Origin of the sequence: Curtobacterium sp. VKM Ac-1393, from assembly GCF_015350995.1 — a bacterium.
Taxonomy (GTDB): domain Bacteria; phylum Actinomycetota; class Actinomycetes; order Actinomycetales; family Microbacteriaceae; genus Curtobacterium.
The window spans coordinates 625,080-643,841 of record NZ_JADKRW010000001.1 but is presented as its reverse complement, the minus strand read 5'-3'; the positions used below and the strand labels follow the sequence as shown (position 1 = coordinate 643,841).

General features: G+C 71.5%; 19 protein-coding genes. 10 read left to right on the top strand and 9 right to left on the bottom strand.

The window, feature by feature from the left end; genetic code table 11:
* Window positions 1-84: 84 nt before the first annotated feature.
* Complete coding sequence (locus ITJ59_RS03075; RefSeq protein ID WP_416354849.1) at window positions 85-1,395, bottom strand: MATE family efflux transporter; 1,311 nt, start codon at window positions 1,393-1,395, stop codon at window positions 85-87.
* Between the two features lie 142 nt (window positions 1,396-1,537).
* On the opposite strand from ITJ59_RS03075, the gene ITJ59_RS03070 reads away from it, so the two are divergent.
* Entirely contained in the window at window positions 1,538-2,359 is an 822-nt protein-coding gene (locus tag ITJ59_RS03070) for an ornithine carbamoyltransferase (protein ID WP_194649651.1), read from the top strand.
* Window positions 2,360-2,421: 62 nt separating this feature from the next.
* Here ITJ59_RS03070 and ITJ59_RS03065 read toward each other — a convergent pair whose 3' ends face one another.
* The 5 genes from ITJ59_RS03065 to ITJ59_RS03045 all read right to left on the bottom strand — a co-directional run bounded on the left by ITJ59_RS03065 (window position 2,422) and on the right by ITJ59_RS03045 (window position 7,523).
* Window positions 2,422-3,078, bottom strand: a complete 657-nt coding sequence (locus ITJ59_RS03065; protein WP_194649650.1) for a response regulator — start codon at window positions 3,076-3,078, stop codon at window positions 2,422-2,424.
* The gene (locus ITJ59_RS03060) at window positions 3,075-4,253 is read right to left on the bottom strand and encodes a sensor histidine kinase (protein WP_194649649.1); all 1,179 of its coding nucleotides are present in this window, start codon (window positions 4,251-4,253) and stop codon (window positions 3,075-3,077) included. The genes ITJ59_RS03065 and ITJ59_RS03060 overlap by 4 nt, the downstream gene beginning before the upstream one ends.
* Window positions 4,253-5,056 (bottom strand): hypothetical protein, encoded by an 804-nt coding sequence (locus ITJ59_RS03055; protein WP_194649648.1) that lies wholly within the window; start codon window positions 5,054-5,056, stop codon window positions 4,253-4,255. Before ITJ59_RS03055 ends, ITJ59_RS03060 begins: the two co-directional genes overlap by 1 nt.
* A gap of 176 nt (window positions 5,057-5,232) precedes the next feature.
* Window positions 5,233-6,045: an isocitrate lyase/PEP mutase family protein gene (locus tag ITJ59_RS03050; protein ID WP_194649647.1), complete on the bottom strand. Its 813-nt coding sequence runs from the start codon at window positions 6,043-6,045 to the stop codon at window positions 5,233-5,235.
* Window positions 6,046-6,185: 140 nt separating this feature from the next.
* Window positions 6,186-7,523 (bottom strand): uracil-xanthine permease family protein, encoded by a 1,338-nt coding sequence (locus ITJ59_RS03045; RefSeq protein ID WP_194649646.1) that lies wholly within the window; start codon window positions 7,521-7,523, stop codon window positions 6,186-6,188.
* Between the two features lie 98 nt (window positions 7,524-7,621).
* Between ITJ59_RS03045 and ITJ59_RS03040 the strand changes: the two genes are divergently transcribed.
* Genes ITJ59_RS03040 through ITJ59_RS03030 form a run of 3 tightly spaced genes read left to right on the top strand, consistent with a single transcriptional unit; the run spans window position 7,622 to window position 12,000 of the window.
* Complete coding sequence (locus ITJ59_RS03040; RefSeq protein ID WP_194649645.1) at window positions 7,622-9,058, top strand: hypothetical protein; 1,437 nt, start codon at window positions 7,622-7,624, stop codon at window positions 9,056-9,058.
* Between the two features lie 39 nt (window positions 9,059-9,097).
* On the top strand, window positions 9,098-11,062 hold the full coding sequence (locus ITJ59_RS03035) for a M13 family metallopeptidase (RefSeq protein WP_194649644.1): 1,965 nt from the start codon (window positions 9,098-9,100) through the stop codon (window positions 11,060-11,062).
* A complete protein-coding gene (locus ITJ59_RS03030) occupies window positions 11,062-12,000 on the top strand; it encodes a serine hydrolase (RefSeq protein WP_194649643.1) in 939 nt (312 codons plus the stop codon). The genes ITJ59_RS03035 and ITJ59_RS03030 overlap by 1 nt, the downstream gene beginning before the upstream one ends.
* Window positions 12,001-12,363: 363 nt before the next feature.
* Here the strand turns inward: ITJ59_RS03030 and ITJ59_RS03025 are convergent, their stop codons facing one another.
* The gene (locus tag ITJ59_RS03025) at window positions 12,364-13,056 is read right to left on the bottom strand and encodes a DUF4232 domain-containing protein (RefSeq protein ID WP_194649642.1); all 693 of its coding nucleotides are present in this window, start codon (window positions 13,054-13,056) and stop codon (window positions 12,364-12,366) included.
* A 99-nt stretch (window positions 13,057-13,155) separates the two neighbouring features.
* Here ITJ59_RS03025 and ITJ59_RS03020 point away from each other — a divergent pair, with 99 nt between their 5' ends.
* The gene (locus tag ITJ59_RS03020; RefSeq protein WP_194649641.1) at window positions 13,156-13,431 is read left to right on the top strand and encodes a hypothetical protein; all 276 of its coding nucleotides are present in this window, start codon (window positions 13,156-13,158) and stop codon (window positions 13,429-13,431) included.
* A gap of 3 nt (window positions 13,432-13,434) precedes the next feature.
* Here ITJ59_RS03020 and ITJ59_RS03015 read toward each other — a convergent pair whose 3' ends face one another.
* Window positions 13,435-13,839 carry an NUDIX hydrolase gene (locus ITJ59_RS03015; RefSeq protein WP_267238349.1) on the bottom strand — a complete coding sequence of 135 codons (405 nt, stop codon included), beginning with the start codon at window positions 13,837-13,839 and terminating at the stop codon, window positions 13,435-13,437.
* Window positions 13,840-13,868: 29 nt separating this feature from the next.
* Complete coding sequence (locus ITJ59_RS03010; protein WP_194649639.1) at window positions 13,869-15,191, bottom strand: glutamyl-tRNA reductase; 1,323 nt, start codon at window positions 15,189-15,191, stop codon at window positions 13,869-13,871.
* 38 nt (window positions 15,192-15,229) lie between these two features.
* On the opposite strand from ITJ59_RS03010, the gene hemE reads away from it, so the two are divergent.
* From hemE to ITJ59_RS02985, 5 genes are all read left to right on the top strand, one after another.
* Window positions 15,230-16,345 (top strand): uroporphyrinogen decarboxylase, encoded by a 1,116-nt coding sequence (gene hemE / locus ITJ59_RS03005; protein WP_194649638.1) that lies wholly within the window; start codon window positions 15,230-15,232, stop codon window positions 16,343-16,345.
* The gene (locus ITJ59_RS03000) at window positions 16,342-17,658 is read left to right on the top strand and encodes a protoporphyrinogen/coproporphyrinogen oxidase (RefSeq protein ID WP_194649637.1); all 1,317 of its coding nucleotides are present in this window, start codon (window positions 16,342-16,344) and stop codon (window positions 17,656-17,658) included. Before hemE ends, ITJ59_RS03000 begins: the two co-directional genes overlap by 4 nt.
* A 100-nt stretch (window positions 17,659-17,758) precedes the next feature.
* Window positions 17,759-18,013 (top strand): hypothetical protein, encoded by a 255-nt coding sequence (locus ITJ59_RS02995; protein WP_017887727.1) that lies wholly within the window; start codon window positions 17,759-17,761, stop codon window positions 18,011-18,013.
* Window positions 18,010-18,468, top strand: a complete 459-nt coding sequence (locus ITJ59_RS02990) for a phage holin family protein (protein ID WP_194649636.1) — start codon at window positions 18,010-18,012, stop codon at window positions 18,466-18,468. The genes ITJ59_RS02995 and ITJ59_RS02990 overlap by 4 nt, the downstream gene beginning before the upstream one ends.
* Window positions 18,469-18,500: 32 nt before the next feature.
* Window positions 18,501-18,731 carry a DUF3618 domain-containing protein gene (locus ITJ59_RS02985; protein WP_111083767.1) on the top strand — a complete coding sequence of 77 codons (231 nt, stop codon included), beginning with the start codon at window positions 18,501-18,503 and terminating at the stop codon, window positions 18,729-18,731.
* Window positions 18,732-18,762 lie beyond the last annotated feature (31 nt).

Here is an 18,762-nt window from a genome sequence, read left to right as displayed (position 1 = left end):
TGCGGTCCGTGTTTCGCTGAGCTGGACCATCACCGCACAGTCTGGCCATCCCCCGGCCCAGATGACCAGATCCGATCCACCCGCTCACCGCGCCAGCGCCTGTGCCACCCATCCACGCCGGTGCGCCCGCACCCCGAGCGTGACCGCCCGCACCCCGATGTATCCGAGCGCGAACGCCGCCCACAGCCCCGCGAGCGTTCCGCCGGCCCACCACAGCAGTGGCAGGTACACGACCAGGTTCACGCCGCCGGCGATGGCCAGGTACCGCGCGTCCCCTGCGCCGATCAGCACCCCGTCGAGCACGAAGACGTAGCCGGCGACGGGCATCCCAACGGCGATGAGCACCAGCACGACGGGCAGAGCCGAGCGCACGGCCTGCGAGTCCGAGAACACCGGCCCGAGCACCCCGCTCACGGCCAGGGTCAGTACCCCGAGCAGCACACCACCGGCGATGCCGAGCAGCACGAGCCGCCGCGTCACCAGCCGCACCCGCTCCGGGTCACGTCTGCCGAGACCGTGTCCGACCAGCGCCTGCCCGGCGATCGCCAGGGCGTCGAGCGCGAACGCCAGCGTCGAGAACACCGTCAGCCCGACCTGCGTCGTCGCCAGTCCGGTCGTGCCGAGCCCAGCAGCGGCCCCGACGGTCGCGAGCATCGCGATCCGCAGTGACGCGGTCCGCAGGAACAGCCAGGCCCCGGACCGCAGCGCCCGGACGACGCCCGAGGCGCCGGGCCGCAGCGGCGCTCCCGACGACCGCGCGGCACGCACGGCGATGCGGGCGTAGACGACGGCCATCGCCCACTGCACGATGACGGTGCCGGCGGCGGACCCCTCGACGCCCCAGCCGGCGCCGTAGATCAGGACGGCGTTGAGCAGCCCGTTCGCGACGAACCCGATGGTCGCGACGACGAGCGGTGTCTTCGTGTCCTGCAGCCCGCGCAGCAGTCCGGTCGAGGCGGTGACGACCAGGATGCCGGGCAGCCCGATCAGCGAGATCGTCAGGTAGGCGGTCGCTGCCTCCGACACCTCCGGCGAGGCGCCGAAGACGTCGACGAGCGGACCGGCGAGCGGCCATCCGACGAGCGCGAGCGCCACCCCCAGCGCGAGCGCGAGCCACATCCCGTCGATGCCCGCGTGCACGGCTCCGCGACGGTCGCCGCCGCCGAGCGCCCGCGCCACGGCCGGGGTCGTCGAGTACGCCAGGAACACCAGCAGCCCGGTCACCGTCGACAGCACGGCACTCGCGAGTCCGACGGCCGCCAGGGGCGTCGCTCCGAGGTGCCCGACGAGCGCGGTGTCGGTGAGCAGGAAGAGCGGCTCGACCACGAGTGCGCCGAGCGCGGGTACCGCCAGCCGGACGATGTCGCGGTCGACCGCACGCCGTTCGGCGGTCACTGCGGCTGTCATCGTTCGGGGCACCGGGCCATTCTGGCGGGGATGCGGCACGGGCGTCGTTCGCACACCCGGCGATGGTCGCCCTCGTCGACTCGGCCGGTCTTGCTGGATGGCTCGGTGTCCCGGCCCCTACGCTGCTCGGATGCGTTCTCTCGTCAAGCTCGATGACTGGTCTGCATCTGACGTCGATGCAGTCTTCGACCTGGCCGACGCATTCCGTGCGGGCCGGGGGCCCGTGACGGAGGGCGCGGCGGTCATGTTCTTCCCGCCGACGAGTCTGCGCACCAGGGCCACGTTCGAGCGGGGCGCTTCGCTCATGGGGCTCGAACCGATCGTGTTCCCGGACACGACACTCGACAAGCCGGAGGCGCTGGCAGATGTCGCTCGCTACCTCGAGAACTGGATCGACATCGTCGTGGTGCGCCACCGTGACCTCGCGGTGGTCGACGCCTTGGCTGCGGCGCAAGCGCTGCCGGTCGTGAACGCGATGACGGACGACAACCATCCGTGCGAGGTGCTGTCCGACCTTCACGCCTTGCAGCAGCGGGGCGACATCGCTGCGATGCGCTTCCTCTTCGTGGGCCCGGACGGCAACATCGCCAGGGCGTGGCAGGAAGCCGCTCGCGTCTTGCAGCTCGACCTGATCCAGTGCTGCCCGGCCGATCTCGCAACCCCGGGGGTTGCGTGGACCGACGACCTCGAGGCAGCTGTTCGATCAGCAGACGTGGTCCTCACCGACGGTCCCGGTGCGCACGCTGACGCGCTCGAGCCGTACCGGATCACGGCGGCGCTCCTCGAGCTCGCTCCACCGGGGGCCCGCTTCAACCCGTGCCCGCCGTTCGTGCGCGGCCGTGAGGTCAGCGTCGACGCTGTCGAACACGCCGCATTCGTCGGACACGACTTCAAGGCCGGACTCCTGCCGGTGCAGCAGGCCGTCATGGCGTTCTGCCTCGGGCTCGGCTGAGGAGGCGGTCCGATCGCCGGACTGATCGGGTCGGACCATGCCCGCCTCGCCGGCGATCAGAGTCAGGTGAGGTGGTGTTCGTGGGCGTAGATCGCTGCGGCGATGCGGTTGCGGAGGCCGAGCTTGGTGAGGACTCCGGCGACGTGGGTCTTGACGGTGACTTCGCCGATGCCGAGCGTTGCGGCGATCTCGGCGTTCGACTCGCCTTTCGCGACGAGCAGGAGCACCTCGTTCTCCCGCTGGGTGAGGTTCGGGAGTGCGCGCCCGTCCGGTGTGCGGAGCGGCCCGGTGGGGAGTTGCGGTGCGAAGCGGTCGAGCAGCAGCCGCGTGATGCGGGGCGCGGTCACGGCATGGCCGGCAGCGACGGCGCGGACGCCCGCGAGGAGCTCGGCGACCGGCGCGTCCTTCAAAAGGAATCCACTGGCACCGGCACGGAGCGCCCGGTAGGCGTACTCGTCGAGGTCGAAGGTGGTGAGGATCAGGACCTTCGCGTCGGGGTCATCGGTGAGGAGTCGTCCGGTGGCTTCGAGGCCGTCCATGCCGGGCATCCGGATGTCGAGGAGGATCACGTCCGGGCGGAGTGCGTTCGCCTGACGGACGGCGGTCTGCCCGTCCGGGGCCTCGCCGACGACCGTGATGTCCTCTGTGTCGTCGAGGATGAGCCGGAACCCCATCCGGATGAGGGCCTGGTCGTCGACGAGGAGCACGCGGATGGTCATGTTCGTGCTCCTTCGGGCCGGACGGCGAGGGGGATCGACGCAGCGACCCGCCACCCGCGTGGGCCATCGGGTCCCACGTCGAGGATGCCGCCGAGCTGGGTGATGCGTTCCTCCATCCCGACCAGCCCGGAGCCTCCGGCTCGGGTGTCGTGGGTGCCTCCGGTGCCGTCGTCCGCGATGACGAGGACGAGGTCGTCTCGCGATGCCGTGATGGTCACGGTGAACGTGGTCGCGCTCGCGTGCTTGAGGGTGTTCGTGATGGCCTCCTGGGTCACCCGGTACACGGCGACCCCGACCGCTGCCGGAACTCGGTCAACGGCGCCGTGGGTCTGCAGTGTGGCGCGCAGGCCGGCTGCGGTGACGAGGTCGAGCAGCGCCGGTACCCCGTCGATGCTCGGCGTGGGCAACAGTCCATCGTCCGCTCGGATCGTCCCCACCGCGTGACGGGTGTCGGCGAGGGCCGTGCGGGCGGTGCGTTCGATCAACCCGACGGCCTCGTCGACGCGCTCCGGTTGCCGAGCCGCCCTGCCGGTGCTGGCCGCCGCGAGGGTGACGATCACGGCGAGGCCGTGGGCGATGACGTCGTGCATGTCCCGCGCGATCCGGTTGCGCTCGTCGGCGACCGCGAGCAGTGTCTGCTGCGCACGTTCACGCTGTGCCCGAGCGCTCTGCTCCTGCAGGACCGCGACGACGCGGCGGTGGTTGCGGACCGAGGCGCCGCACGCGGTCGCCGCGAGGACGAACACGGTGAGGACGGTCAGCATCTCGGTGACGTGGAGCCCGTGCGGCCACGAGGCGGACGCGGCCACCGCACCCACCTCGGCGATCGCGACCGCGACCGCGGTGTCCCGCACCGGACGGTGGGCGGCGACCGTCGCCAGCGCCACCAGCACGCTCACGTCCGCAGCGAGCTGGACCCCGATCGACCACTGCACGGCAGCGACGACGCTGACGCCGAAGAAGACGGCCATCGGCCATCGTCGACGCACACTCAGCGGCGCGATCATCGCCAGCGACAGCGTGACGTACGCGACGAGCAGCGGATCACCGGCCTGGGCGTGGAAGGCAAGCTGCGGTGTCACCGCGACGGCGAGGGCACCGGCCATGACGGCGTCCGCGACGATCGGGTGCGCCCGCCACCACTGCCGCACCGTGCGGTCGTGACCCAGGACCATCACATCCCGCTGCCGTCGAAGAACGCGGCCAGGGCGGGTGCGGTGTCCGCGACGGTCGACAGGTTCGCCAGGAGCACGATCCCCAGGAACACCAGCATCCCGGGGAGCAGGATCCCACCGCCGGCGAGCACCCGGCGGAGACACCGATCGGCCTTCGGGGTGCGGGCACGCTGCACCCAGATCGAAGCTGTACCGGCGACGACCACGACGATCGCAGCGACCGCGGTCACGACGAGCGCCGCGTGGTAGCGGCGGAAGTCATCGATGAGCGCCGCCAGCGGCGGGGTCATCGTCCCGGACGCGAACTCACCGCGGACCTGCAGCACCGAGGCGCCGTCCATCGGCAGGAAGTCCAGCACCGATGACAGCGGCGCCACCGCACCCTGCACGTTCGCCATCACGACCAGCAGCACGAGCGGGGCGATCGGAGCCCCCAGGACGCCGACCAGGAACAGAACGATGCGACGCCCCCGCGATCGTGCCCGTGCGAACGCGGTCCAGACACGTTGCCCGACCGGGACCAAGACGACCAGCAGGGCGACCGCGACGATCGCCTTCACGACGTGGAACACGGCCCAGTACGACACCGCCGCGGCCAACGGCGAGCTCGACGTCCGCCCGGACCCCACCCACTGCGCGAACCCCGATGCCACAGCGCCGGGGAGCGCCGCGACGGACAGGTGCGTCCCCGAGGTCCAACCGGCGATCGCTGCCGGCCACACGACCACTGCGATCGTCAGCGCTCCCGCCACCGCGAACCACACCACCCCGCGGCGATCCACAGTCGCCGGCGTGTTCGTCATCGTCATCATCACCCTCCACCACGTCAGGCGCATCCCGACGAGACAACGGTAGGGAGCGCGACCACACCGCCGCGTCCTCCCCGGACACGAGATGTGACGTCGGCGAACCTCCTCCTCGAGGAGGACCCGGCGGACGGAACCTGCGCATTCCAGATGCCCGGCACCGGTTCCGGGGTTCAGTCGCGGACGACCTCGTTGATCGCGGCCCAGCCGAGCGTCGGCGGTGCGGAGACGACAGCACCTTGCTCGCCGAACATCTGTGCAGCCCAGTCGCCGGCGACGCTGTACGCGGCTTCGGCGATGGCCGATCCCGCGCTGACCCGGCTCGCCCCCGCCCGTGCGAGGTCACCGACCGACAGGGTGCCGGGCCCGAACGCGACGTTGAGGGGCAGCTCGATCGCGTCCACGAGCATCGAGATCGTCGCGGCCGACAGTGCTCCGAGCACGAAGACGCCACTCGCGCCGGCCCTGGCGTAGGCGGTCGCCCGGGAGAGCGTCTCCTCCACCCAGGCGTCGCTGCCGGGCACGCCCAGCAGGTGCGTGTCGATCCGAGCGTTGACGAAGAGGGGGACGCCGGCGTCATCCGCAGCCTGGCGGGCTGCGCGGATGCGGTCCGCCTGTTCCGCCACCGGCCGGAGGGAGTCCTCGATGTTCACGCCGGAGACGCCGAGCTCGAGGAACGCGGACACCGTCGAGGCGACGGCGCCCGGTGTCTCGCCGTACCCGCGCTCGATGTCTGCGGTGAACGGGACGTCGACCGCCGCCGCGATCGGCCGCACGGCGTCCAGCGCGCCGTCCCGGGTCAGATCGTTGCCGTCGCGGCGGCCGCGTGACCAGGCGACGCCGGCGCTCGTCGTCGCGATCGCACGTGCTCCGGACGAGAGGACGATGCGTGCGGACGCGACGTCCCACACGTTCGGCAGGACGACGGGTGCGCCGGGGACGTGCATCGCGGTGAAGGTGCGCGTGCGCTCGAGGTGCGTGCTCATCGTGCAATCTCAGCACACCGGCCCACGTCGTCGACGTGCGTCGTGACGGACGGGAGGCCCGTGGCCGTGTCCGCCACGGGCCTCCAGTCCGGTGGTCCCACGTCGTCAGGCCGGACGCACGTTCCGGCCGACCACTCGCGTCAGTCGGCGCGCGGTTCCGCGGGGACGGCGCCGGTGGCGGCGTGTGCGGGGTCGGCGACCTCGGTCGAGGGCTCGTCGGTGCCGCGCGCCCGTCCGATCAGGTCCATCAGGTGGTAGACGACGATCGCGGCGATGGTGCCGAGGATGATGCCCCCGAAGCTCGCCTGGCCGAACGCGAACGTGAAGTCCGCGATGCCGATGATGAGCGCGATGCCTGCCGTCAGCTGGTTCTTCGGCTTCGAGAAGTCGACCCGGTTCTCGACCCAGATCCGGATGCCGATGACACCGATCAGGCCGTACAGGGCGGTGGTGGCGCCGCCGAGCACGCCGGCGGGAACCGAGGAGATGACCGCACCGATCTTCGGGGACAGGCCGAGCAGGACGGCGGCGATCGCGGCGACCCAGTACGCGGCGGTGGAGAAGACGCGGGTGGCGGCCATGACGCCGATGTTCTCGCCGTAGGTGGTGGTGGCGGAGCCGCCGCCGACGCCCGCGAGCACGGTCGAGATGCCGTCGGCGAAGAGCGCGCGACCCGTGAGCGGCGTGAGGTCACGTCCGGTGAGCTGTCCGACGCCCTTCACGTGGCCGACGTTCTCGGCGACGAGCGCCAGGACGACCGGCACGAACGCCAGGTAGATCGCGAGCTGCGACGGGTCGAATGCCGGAGCGGTGAACGTGGGCAGGCCGATCCAGGCGGCGTCGCCGACCTTCGAGTAGTCGACCTGGCCGCCGATCAGTGCGGCGACGTAACCGACCAGGACGCCGATCACGATGGACAGCCGCCCGATCAGGCCCTTGAACAGGACGGTGACCAGGATGATCGCCGCGAGGGTGATCACCGCGACGACCGGGGCGGCGGTGAAGTTGTTCTTCGCCGCGGGTGCCAGGTTGAACCCGATCAGGGCCACGATCGCACCGGAGACCACCGGGGGCATCAGCCGGTCGATCCAACCCGCGCCGGCCAGGTGCACGACGAGGCCGACGATCGCGAGCAGTGCACCGACGACGATGATGCCGGACAAGGCGAGCGGGATGCCGCCGATCTTGGTGGCAGCACCGATCGGTGCGATGAAGGCGAACGACGACCCGAGGTAGCTCGGCAGGCGGTTGCCGGTGATCAGCAGGAACAGGATCGTGCCGATGCCACTGAAGAGCAGGGTCGTCGACGGCGGGAACCCGGTGAGCAGCGGCACCAGGAACGTGGCACCGAACATCGCGACGACGTGCTGCACGCCGAGACCGATGGTCCGGGGCCAGGTGAGTCGCTCGTCCGGTGCCACGATCGTCGCCGCGGAGACGGTCTTGCCGTCGCCGTGCAGCCTCCAAGGAAGTCCCATGCGATGACCGTACCGGCAGCCGTGCACGCATGACGATCGTGAGTTCCCACCTGTGGACAACATGTATATGGTGTGTGGAGTACCACCGGAGGAGCACCATGCCGCAGTCGTCCCCATCCCTCGCCACAGCACGTCGAGCCCTCGTGGCCGTCGCCGTCGCGGCGATCGCCCTCGCACCGGCGCTGTCCGTCACCGCAGCCAGCGCTGATCCGGCTCGCAGCCACAGCGGGACGAGCACGACGCCACGGTCCGACTTCACTGCCGGCGTCCGGTCGATCGACCACGGGCTGGGCATCGTCACGCTCGTCGGGACCGGACCGGTCGGCGGCAGCGTGGGCATCACGGGCGACGGTGTCGAGACGACGTGGACCGAGGTCGGCCGCGACGGGGCCTGGACGACCACCGTCCGGGTCCGGTCCGGCGAACGCGTGCTGCGCGTGACGTCACAGGTCTCGGGGCAGGTGATCGACGTCCCGGTGGACGTGCTCGTGCTCGAGCCGCCGGGGATGATCGCCACCGTCGACGGCCTCGCGCGCACGATCTCCCTCGACGGCACCGGCCACCCGAAGGCGCACTTCGTCATCAAGGACGACGGGGAGACCGTCGGCGAGACCGACGCGGATGCCGACGGTGCATGGTCCTTCACCCTGCGGGACCTGGCCTTCGGCGACCACCACGTCGAGGCGTGGCAGTACTTCGACGGCACGCACAACGGTGGCGTCGACGACGTCTACACGGTCTCGGGCGCGGCGGTCGTGTCCACGGCGACGGCTTCGCGCGAGACGGAACGGATCTCGCTCACCGGACGCGCGCCGGTCGGCACGACGCTCCGGTTCGCCGACGACGACGGGCCGGTGCTCGACGCGGACGGTCGGCCGGTGACGGTCACGACGGCCGCGGACACCTCGTGGTCCGTCGAGCTCCCCATCCCCGAGGCGGCTCGGTTCTCCACCGTCACCGTGACGACCTTCGACGGCACGACCGAGCTCGGTACGACCGAAGCACGTGTCACCGTCCCGCTCGCCCTCACCGGCACGGTCGACGTCCTCGCCGACGGATCCGTCCGACTCGCGGGCACCGGAGAGATCGGCGGGGTGGTGTCCCTCGAGTCCGAGGACGGCACCCCGCTCGAGAGTCCGGACGGTCACCCGATCGCCACGTCGATCGGCCGCGGCTGGGAACTCACCGTCCCGCGCATGCTGCTTCCGGACGACGTCGTGGTCGCGCGACAGCGGGTGGACGGCGTCGAACAGGGCGCGCTCCGCCTGGTGCTGCCGAAGCTCCCGGTCCGACCCGGACCGCGCCCCGAGCCCCACCCGGGTGACGGTTCCGGACCCGGGGTGTCCACGGGCACCCACCCGACCGCGCAGCACGCGGCAGCGGGGCGGATCACCGTCGCCTCGACGAAGCAGCTGGCCTACACGGGGACCGACCCCAGCGTGCCCGTCGGGATCGCCGGCGCGCTCCTGGCATCGGGCCTCGGTGCGCTCGTCGTCGCCCGTCGGACGCGTCGTCGTGGTGCCCACCGCGACTGACCCCGCTCGAACATGGTGTCGGTGGCTATCGTGGACCGCATGACCGACGTCGCACGTGCCTCCGGCATCCACACTGACGAACTCGACCCCGCGGTGCGCCCCCAGGACGACCTGTACCGCCACGTGAACGGCACCTGGATCGCCGAGACGCCGATCCCCGACGACAAGGCCCGCTACGGCTCCTTCACCGTGCTGGCCGAGGCCGCCGAGCTCGCCGTCCGCGAGATCATTGAGCGCTCGCAGCAGGCCGCGCCGGGTACCGAGGAGCGCAAGGTCGGCGACCTCTTCACGTCCTTCACCGACGAAGCCCGGCTGGAAGAACTCGCGACCGCGCCGATCGAGCCGCTGCTCGCCGAGATCACGGCCATCGAGTCCGTGCCCGGACTCATCGCCACCGTCGGCCGCTTCGAGCGCCTCGGGCTGCCGAGCTTCCTGCAGCTCTTCGTCGACAACGACCCGGGCGACCCCGAGTCCTACGTCGTGTTCCTCGAGCAGTCCGGTCTCGGGCTGCCCGACGAGTCGTACTACCGCGAAGAGCGCTTCGCCGACATCCGCACGAAGTACCGCGAGTTCGTCGCGGCGATGTTCCCGCTCGCCGGGTTCGAGGACGGCGGCGACCGGACCGAGCACGTCATCGCGCTCGAGACCGCTCTGGCCTCGAAGCACTGGGACAACGTCGCCACGCGTGACAGCCAGAAGACCTACAACAAGCTGCCGTGGGCCGAGGTCGCGGCGCTCGCCGAGGGCATCGACCTGCAGGCCTGGTGGCAGGCGATCGACGCACCGGCAGGGGCCTTCGAAACCGTCGTGGTCCGTGAGCCCTCGTTCATCACCGGCCTGGCCGAGCTCCTGCGCGACCAGCCGCTCGAGGTCTGGAAGGACTGGCTGCGCTGGCAGGTCATCCGCGGCTCGGCTGCGTACCTGACGAGCGCGTTCTCTGCCACGAACTTCTCGTTCTACGGCACCGCACTGACCGGCGCGCCGAAGCAGCGCGAGCGGTGGAAGCGCGGAGTCTCCCTGGTCGAGGGCGCGATGGGCGAAGCCGTCGGACGCATCTACGTGCAGGAGCACTTCGACGAGACCTCGAAGGCCACGATGGACGACCTCGTCGCCCACCTGGTCGAGGCGTACCGGCAGAGCATCACCGCGCTCGACTGGATGACCGACGAGACCCGTGCCCGAGCCCTCGACAAGCTCGACAAGTTCACGCCGAAGATCGGCTACCCGGTGAAGTGGCGCGACTACTCGGCACTGCCGGTCGTTCCAGACGACCTCGTCGCGAACGTCCGCGCCGTCGCGTCGTTCCAGGTCGACCGCGAGCTCGGCAAGATCGGCAAGCCGATCGACCGCGATGAGTGGTTCATGACGCCGCAGACGATCAACGCGTACTACAACCCGGGCTTCAACGAGATCGTGTTCCCCGCCGCGATCCTGCAGTTCCCGTTCTTCGACGCCGGCCGCGACGCCGCCGCCAACTACGGCGCGATCGGTGCCGTCATCGGCCACGAGATCGGGCACGGCTTCGACGACCAGGGCTCGCAGTACGACGGTGACGGCAAGCTCGAGAACTGGTGGACCGAGGCCGACCGCACGGCGTTCGAGGAGCGCACGAAGGCCCTCATCGCGCAGTACGACGCCCTCGTCCCGACCGAGGTGCCGGACGGTCACGTCAACGGTGCGCTGACGATCGGCGAGAACATCGGCGACCTCGGTGGCCTGTCGATCGCGTGGAAGGCGTACCTGCTGTCGCTCGACGGCCAGGAGCCCCCGGTCGTCGACGGCCTGAGCGGCGCCGAGCGGTTCTTCCTGAGCTGGGCGCAGGCGTGGCAGATGGCGATCCGTCCGGAGGAAGCCGCGCGCCTGCTGTCGATCGACCCGCACTCGCCGACGGAGTTCCGGTGCAACCAGGTCGTCCGCAACATCGACGGGTTCTACGACGCCTTCGGCGTGACCGAGCGGGACGCGATGTACCTCGACCCCGCCGAGCGCGTCGCCATCTGGTGATGGTGGAGCCGGACGCGGCTCGGTCGTCACGCCGTCGGCGGCCGGGGGACCGCTCAGGTGGTGACGGTCGGGCCCGCGGCCGGCACAGCGGTCGGCCCGACGACCGGTTCGGCGCCACGACGGAGGCCCTCGGCGCCCTCGCGTTGGACGGAGCCGGGGTCAGCGCGTCGGTGATCGACACCTCGACCGGCAAGGCCCTGCTGGCGATCGACGACACCGTCGTCCAACCCGTCGCCAGCCTCGGACGGGTCCTGCTGCTCATCGAGGTCGCTGCCCAGCTCGAGGACGGCCGCCTGCACGGTGACCGGCTCCAGCGCATGGCGCGGGACACCGCGACCGGCGCCGGCCTGTGGCAGTTCCTGCAGGAGCCGACGATGCAGGTGCCCGACCTGGCGACCCTGGTCGGCGCCACCGGCGACACGTGGGCGATGAACGCGCTGCTGTCGACCGTCGGCATCGACGCCGTCCGCGAGCGCGCCGAGTCCCTCGGCATCGAGCGGACCGCCCTGATCGACCGGGTGCGCGACCGTCGCGGACCCGACGACGCCCCGGATGCCTCGGTCGCCCCCACCGGCGAGCTCGCCTGGGTGATGCGCGGACTGGCGCTCGGCGAGGTCGTCGACGAAGCCGTGTCGAACCGGGTGCTCGGCTGGTTGTCCCTGGCGAGCGACCTCAACCTGGTCTCCGGCTCGTTCGGCCTAGACCCCCTGGCGCATCGGGTGTTGGACCACGGGTTGCAGGTCGTCGCGGTCACCGGTTCGAGCACGGGCGTGCGGGCCGAGGCGGGGATCCTCCGGGGTCCGGGGTCGTCGGTCAGCTACGCCGTGACGGTCACGTTCGACGATGCGACGTTGCAGCGGCGGCTCGCTGTGATCGAGGCGCTGCGGACGATGGGCACCGAGGTGCTCGAAGCCGTGCACGCCCCCGCTCGTCGCTGAGGAGCATGATGCTGGGCATGACCCGGTACCTGATCTCCTTCGACGAGGGCACGATGGTGTTCTCGATCGCCGAACTGGCCGCCGTCTCCGAGGCGACGCACGCGGTGGTCCGGCAGGCCAAGGCGGCTGGCGCATGGGTGTTCGGCGGCGGCATGCTCGAGGCGTCCGACGGCGCCGTCGTGGACACCGACGGCACCGTCCGCGACCCCGGAACCCGACCCGCGGCGACGCTCTCGGTCACGAACTCCTCGGAGACGCGGCCGCACAACCAAAGTCACCCGGAACCGCGCGATCGCGCGGTGCGGAGACACTTTGGTTGTGCGCGGGGCGCCGACGGGTCTCAGGGCCGCAGGCGGTGCCCCGCTACGAGGTCGCCTGCCCCTCCGGCACCAACGCCTGCACCGACAGCAGCGATGCATCGGCGGACGAGCACGCCTGGTAGTCGGTGTCCTGCACGAACAGCGACTGCTTCGACCCGGGCGGGTAGACGCGGAACCCGTCCGGCGTCTTCGGCGAGCAGTCAGCCTTGGAGTAGTTCCCGGCCTGGACGATCTTGAGCGGCGACACGGCGGTCTTCCCCGGCGCGAGGGTGACGGTCGGGTGCGGGGAGCTCTTCTCCTGCGTGGCCGCGGCCCCGATCTGGGTGCCGTTGCCGCCGCCGACGAACGAGACGCCCGGCCACCCCTGCAGCGTGCAGGTGGTGGACCCGGTGTTCCGCAGCGCGAGGTGCACGATGACACTGCCGGCAGCGCCGCCGCTGCCCGGCTCGATGCTCGCGGCGAGCGAGGACGCCGCACAGCGACTGCCGGCCGCGGACCCCGACGATCCGGACCCGGAGGACCCGGATCCCGTGCCGGCGGACGCCGACGAACCGGACGAGGGGGTCGCGGAGGACGACGACGCGGACGAGGACGACGGCGCGGACGGCGACTGCGCGGGTGCGGTCACCGTCTCGGTGGCGGTCGGCTCACCACCGGACGCACAGCCTGCCAGCGCCCCGACTGCGACGAGCCCGGTGACGGCGAGCAGGAACTTCGATCGACTGCTGCGTTGCATGCTGCACAGGCAACCACCACCGGGAGATCGCGGTTCGGTCGGCATCCAGGGACCGCGAGCACACTCCGGAGCAAGGAACCCGAGCAGCGGAGGTCGGACATGACGGGCAAGCACGAACAGGCACGTGGCGACGAGGGTCGCTCGGACGGGGTCGAGACCCGCGCAGGTGCCTTCACGGACAGCGACATCCCCGGCGAGGAGCGCGTCACGACGACGGAGCCCGTGGGCGAGTTCGTCGCGAGCGACATCCCGGGCGAGGCCCGCCCGGAGTCGAGCGGACCCGACGGCGAGTACGTCGAGTCGGACATCCCCGGCGAGGCCACCCCGACCCAGGACGGCGAGACCGGCCACTACGTCGACAAGGACCAGGCCTGACGGCTAGTCGATGCGCTCCGCCGCCACCAGGCGGCGGAGCGTCTCCACGCCCGCTGGCGGGCAGCGACCGGCGTCCGCCGAGGTGACCCACTCGACCTCGTCCACCTCGGCCGAGGCGACGGGCGTGGCGGAGTCCAACGGGCCTCCTGGTCGGACCAGGAACAGGGTCATCGCGACCATCGTGCCGGGCGCCTGCCCGTGGGCCGGCTCGAGGACGACGCCGAACGGGTCGACGTCATCGGGGGACACCCGCAGGCCGGTCTCCTCGTGTGCTTCGCGGATGGCGGCGTCGAGGTCGGTCTCCTGCGGTTCCGCCTTGCCGCCGGGCAGGTAGAGCACGTCGCGCGCTCGCGCACGCACCATCAGGACGCGTCGGTCCCGCACCAGCAAGAGCGCGCTGACCCGCAGCGTGGGTGGTTGCGAGCCTGTCTGGAGGCTCAGCTCGCGTCCGCCTGGTCGTCGCGCTTCGGGACGGTCGGGTCCAGGGCGGTGCGGTCGGCGAGCGGGACGACGGGCGCCGGCAGCTCTGCCTCGGGCTCGGGTCGCACGCCGAACAGGGCGTCGATGGCCCCGACGAAATCCTCGCCACGGCCGGCGCGGCCGAGCTCGCGGGCCCGGACCGACGGGCGGTGCAGCAGGACGCCGACCAGGTGCCGGAGGGCGCGCTCGGTGTGCTCGGCGGACTCGCCGTCGGCGTCCCCGCGACGCTTCGCGCGGTCGATCTCGTCGTCGAGGATGTCGAACACGTGCTTGCGGAAGGCGACCAGGGCTGGGGTGGTCGACTGCTCGAGCGCCTGCGCCCGGAAGCGGGACACGGCGTCGTCGACCATCGCGCGGGCCTCGGACTCGGCGTTCAGTTCGGAGATCGGGGCGTGCAGGCTGATGGTCTCGAGGTCGAGCAGCTCGACGCCGTCCACTCCCGCGGCCGCCGGGTCGACGTTGCGCGGGAGTCCCAGGTCGATGACGATCCGGCGGATGCCGTCGTCGAGGTCGGCCGGTGCGACGACCGGCAGCTCGCTCGACGTGCAGGTGATCACGACGTCGCTCGTGCCGATGGCCTGGCGCAGGTCACGGGCGGCGACGAGGTCGTGCTTGGCGGCGAACCAGGCGGCACGGCCCGAGGGGGAGAAGACCTGGATGTGCAGGGCGCCGCGGTCGCGCAGGGCCGCGATGGTGGTGGCGGCGTAGCTGCCGGTGCCGATCAGCAGGACACGGGTGTGCGCCCAGTCGGTGACGCGCGACGAGGCGAGCTGCAGACCGAGGCGCACGAGCGACCGGCCCGCGGCGCCGATCCGGGTGCGGGTCTTCACGCCACGTGAGGTGTGCGCTGCCTCTTGGAAGAGGCGCTCGAGGTCCGAGGTGGTGGTGCCGTTGCTCCGGGCGTCCTCGAGCGAGCGGCGGACCTGTCCGGAGATCTCGGTCTCGCCGACCACGACGGACTCGAGCCCGCTCGACACGGCGAACAGGTGCTGGACGACGTCCTTGCCGCCGAGCACGTTGACCGAATCGCGCAGTTCGGTGGCGTCGAGGTCGCTCGCGGCGGCCACGGCCTGCACGGTGGCGGCGACGGCGGAGTCGCGGTCGTCGCCGGCGATGTCGAGGTACGCCTCGAAACGGTTGCAGGTGGCCAGGACCACTGCGCCGTCCAGGACGTCGGAGTCCGTGACGAGATGGCCTGCTGCGGCCGGGGCAGCGATGCTCAGTCGCTCCAAGAGGTCGAAGCTGGCGTTGCGATGCGACGCCGTGAGACAGATGAGCACGTAGCCAATGGTAACGCGCTCGATGGGACAATCATCCGGTGACCGAAGCGACGACCACATCACTCCCCGACTCCCACCCCCTGGCATCAGGGCGGACGAGTGGTTCCCGCCTGGTACGGGCCCTGCGGGGTGACCGTCCGGAGACGTTGCCGGTGTGGTTCATGCGGCAGGCCGGCAGGTCGTTGCCGGAGTACCGCGAACTGCGGATCGGCACAGCCATGCTCGACGCCTGCCTCGACCCGGAGATGGCGTCGGAGATCACCCTGCAGCCCGTCCGTCGGCACGGGGTCGACGCCGGCATCTTCTTCAGCGACATCGTCGTGCCGATCAAGCTCGCGGGCGTGGACGTCGAGATCGTCCCCGGTCGTGGCCCCGTGCTCGGGTCGCCGATCCGCACCGCGGCCGACGTCGACGCGCTCGAGCCGCTCGACCCGGCGGCACTCGAACCGATCCGGCAGGCGGTCGCCCGCACGGTCGAGCAGCTCGGCGACACCCCGCTGATCGGATTCGCAGGTGCGCCCTTCACGCTCGCGGCCTACCTGGTCGAGGGCGGCCCGTCGAAGGACCACATCCGGGCCCGCACGCTCATGCACGCCGAGCCGGAGACCTGGTCGCGGCTGCTGGCCTGGGCGGCCGAGGTGTCAGGGGCGTTCCTCCGGGCCCAGGTGCTCGCGGGGGCCTCGGCCGCGCAGCTCTTCGACTCGTGGGTCGGGTCCCTGTCGCGCGCCGACTACGTCCGACGCGTCGCACCGCACTCGGCGCAGGCGCTGTCGCACGTCGCCGACCTGGGCGTGCCGCGCATCCACTTCGGCGTCGGCAGCGGCGAGGTCCTGTCCGACATGACCACGCTCGGCACCGACACGGTCGGCGTCGACGCGGTCGGGGTGGACTGGCGGCTCCCGCTCGACGAGGCCGTGCGCCGCGTCGGCACCGGCGTGAGCGTGCAGGGCAACATCGACCCGGCGATGCTCGCGGCCCCGTGGGAGGTCCTCGAGTCCCACGTGCGCGACGTCGTCCGCGGCGGTGGTGTGGCACGCGCCCACGTCGTGAACCTCGGGCACGGTGTCCCGCCGGAGACCGACCCGGCCGTCCTGACGCGCGTGGTCGAGCTCGTACACTCCCTCGGCGACGGGACGGACGGGGCAGCCGCGTGACCGACGTCGTCGTGGTCGGCGGCGGGATCGCCGGACTCGTCACCGCCCGCGACCTGGCGAAGGGCGGCGCGAACGTGGTGCTCGTCGAGGCGTCCGGCGTCCTGGGCGGCATGATCCGCCGGCACACCGTGGGCGGCATCGACCTGGACATGGCGGCGGACTCGTTCGCGACCCGCACGGACGCCGTCGGCAGTCTCGCGATCGAGCTCGGCCTCGGCAACGACGTCGTGGCCCCGGACCCGCGCGGCGCCTGGCTGATGACCCGCGACGGTCGGACCGCACCGATCCCGGCGACCGGGCTCCTCGGCATCCCGAGCACCCCGATGGCCGCCGACGTGCTCGCCGTCGTCGGGCAGAAGGGCGGGCTCCGCGCGCAGATGGACTCGCTGCTGCCCGGACCGGTCGGCGCGAAGGCGGAGTCCCTGGGCGAACTCGTCCGGCGGCGGATGGGGGAGCGGGTCCTCGACGACCTGGTCGTCCCGATCGCCGGCGGGGTGCACTCCACCCACCCGGACCACCTCGACCCCGAACGCGTCGCGCCCGGCCTCCGTGCGGCGCTGCTCCGCGAGGGCTCGCTCGCCCGTGCCGTCCTGGCGCTCCGGGCTCGGGCGGCCGCCGGCACCCCGGTGCAGGGCATCCGTGGCGGGATCGCCCGACTCGTGGACGAACTCGTCGCCGACATGGAGACCTACCGCGTCGACGTCCGGCTCCACACCCGGGCGACCAGGATCGAGGCGCACGCGGTCGATGTCGTCTCGGCCGACGGCACGGTCGACCGTCTGCCGGCGCAGCACACGCTGTCCTCGGTACCGGACCCCGAGCGCACCACGGCGCCGGACCGGACGGGCATCGAACTCGTCACGCTCGTCGTCGACCAGCCCGAGCTCGACGCAGCCCCTCGCGGGACCGGGATGCTCGTGCACCCGGACGCGCAGGCCGTGTCGGCGAAGGCGCTCACGCACGCGACGGTGAAGTGGCCCTGGCTGGCCGACGTGGCGGGCGGACGCCACGTCCTGCGGCTCAGCTACGCGACCACCGCGACCGACCCGGCGGGCGCCGCCACGAGCCTCCCGGTCGACCCGGCCGACTCCGTCGGCAGCCGCGCCCTGCAGGACGCGTCCACGTTGCTCGGCGTACCGATCGCGGCCGACCGCGTCAGCGGTGCCGCGCGCGTCGGGTGGTACGGGCCGGACCTCACCGCACCAGGGCTGGCGGAGGGGGTCGCCGGCATCGGCGAGGCCACCAGCGGACGCGGCCTGGCCGGCATCATCGCCGCGGCGCGGAAGACTGCTGGACAGATCCTGCATTCCTGAGCGGACCACGGAGCGGCCGGGGGCTACTGTTGGTGAGACCGTCGGACGTATTCCGTTCGGCGCATGACCACCGCACACTGAACCAACGGAGGAATCGCACATGCGCGGAAAGCTCCTGTTCGTCGCCGGCGCCGCACTCGGGTACGTCCTGGGATCGCGAGCCGGACGGGCGCGGTACGAGCAGATCAAGACCGTCAGCGGCAAGGTCTGGAACAGCAACGGCGTCCAGAAGGGCGTGCACGTCGCCGAGGACTTCATCGCCGACAAGACCCCGGACGTCGCCGAGTTCATCGGTGAGACCACGAAGAAGGCCGTCCGCAAGGTCGGCCAGAAGAAGGACACCACCACCTCATGACCGACACCCGCGACCGCAAGTCGCGTTCGCTGTTCGGTCTGGTGGGCGACGTCCCGAAGCTCGTCAAGGGCCTGGTCAAGGGCGAGCTCGACCTGCTCAAGGCCGAGATGCTCACGAAGGCCAAGATCTTCGGACTGGCCGCGGGGCTGCTCGTCGGCGCGCTCGTCATCGTGCTCTACGCGATCGGCGTGCTGCTGACCGCCGCCGTGATGGGCCTGGCCACCGTGATGCCGGCCTGGCTCGCAGCGATCGTGATCGCCGTGGTGATGCTGATCGTCGCCGCCATCCTCGGGTGGGTCGGCTGGAAGCGCCTGCAGAAGGGCCTGCCGATCACGCCGAAGCGCACGATCGCCAGCGTCAAGAACGACATCAACGCGGTGAAGGGGATGGGCAAGAAGCCCACCCCGCCGAGCCAGTACGGCAGCCGCAAGCCGGACGTCGGCGGCCGGTTCTGAGCCCCGACACCCGCCCCACCGACGGAGGAACCGTGACCGATCCGCACGACGATCTCGCAGACCGCGTCGCCGCGACCCGCGCCCAGCTGTTCGACACCCTCGACGCGATCGAGGACAAGCTCAACGTCCCGAAGCAGATCGGCATCGCCGCGTCGAAGGTCAAGCGTGGGATCGACGAGAAGCCGGTCCCGTACCTGGCCGGGCTCGCAGCCGGAGTAGCGGTGGTCGGGGGTATCGTCGTGATGGTGCTCCGACGGCGGTAGACCGCCCGAGCGCGGTCCACCGGATGCGGGG

Coding starts and splice junctions, on each gene's coding strand:
- ITJ59_RS02995 (WP_017887727.1), top strand. CDS start 17,759: ATGCGCGGAAAGCTCCTGTTCGTCGCCGGCGCCGCACTCGGGTACGTC.
- ITJ59_RS03025 (WP_194649642.1), bottom strand. CDS start 13,056: ATGCAACGCAGCAGTCGATCGAAGTTCCTGCTCGCCGTCACCGGGCTC.
- ITJ59_RS02990 (WP_194649636.1), top strand. CDS start 18,010: ATGACCGACACCCGCGACCGCAAGTCGCGTTCGCTGTTCGGTCTGGTG.
- ITJ59_RS03060 (WP_194649649.1), bottom strand. CDS start 4,253: ATGGTCCTGGGTCACGACCGCACGGTGCGGCAGTGGTGGCGGGCGCAC.
- ITJ59_RS03020 (WP_194649641.1), top strand. CDS start 13,156: ATGACGGGCAAGCACGAACAGGCACGTGGCGACGAGGGTCGCTCGGAC.
- ITJ59_RS03045 (WP_194649646.1), bottom strand. CDS start 7,523: ATGGGACTTCCTTGGAGGCTGCACGGCGACGGCAAGACCGTCTCCGCG.
- ITJ59_RS03040 (WP_194649645.1), top strand. CDS start 7,622: ATGCCGCAGTCGTCCCCATCCCTCGCCACAGCACGTCGAGCCCTCGTG.
- ITJ59_RS03050 (WP_194649647.1), bottom strand. CDS start 6,045: ATGAGCACGCACCTCGAGCGCACGCGCACCTTCACCGCGATGCACGTC.
- ITJ59_RS03030 (WP_194649643.1), top strand. CDS start 11,062: ATGGTGGAGCCGGACGCGGCTCGGTCGTCACGCCGTCGGCGGCCGGGG.
- ITJ59_RS03070 (WP_194649651.1), top strand. CDS start 1,538: ATGCGTTCTCTCGTCAAGCTCGATGACTGGTCTGCATCTGACGTCGAT.
- ITJ59_RS03055 (WP_194649648.1), bottom strand. CDS start 5,056: ATGACGAACACGCCGGCGACTGTGGATCGCCGCGGGGTGGTGTGGTTC.
- ITJ59_RS03035 (WP_194649644.1), top strand. CDS start 9,098: ATGACCGACGTCGCACGTGCCTCCGGCATCCACACTGACGAACTCGAC.
- ITJ59_RS03065 (WP_194649650.1), bottom strand. CDS start 3,078: ATGACCATCCGCGTGCTCCTCGTCGACGACCAGGCCCTCATCCGGATG.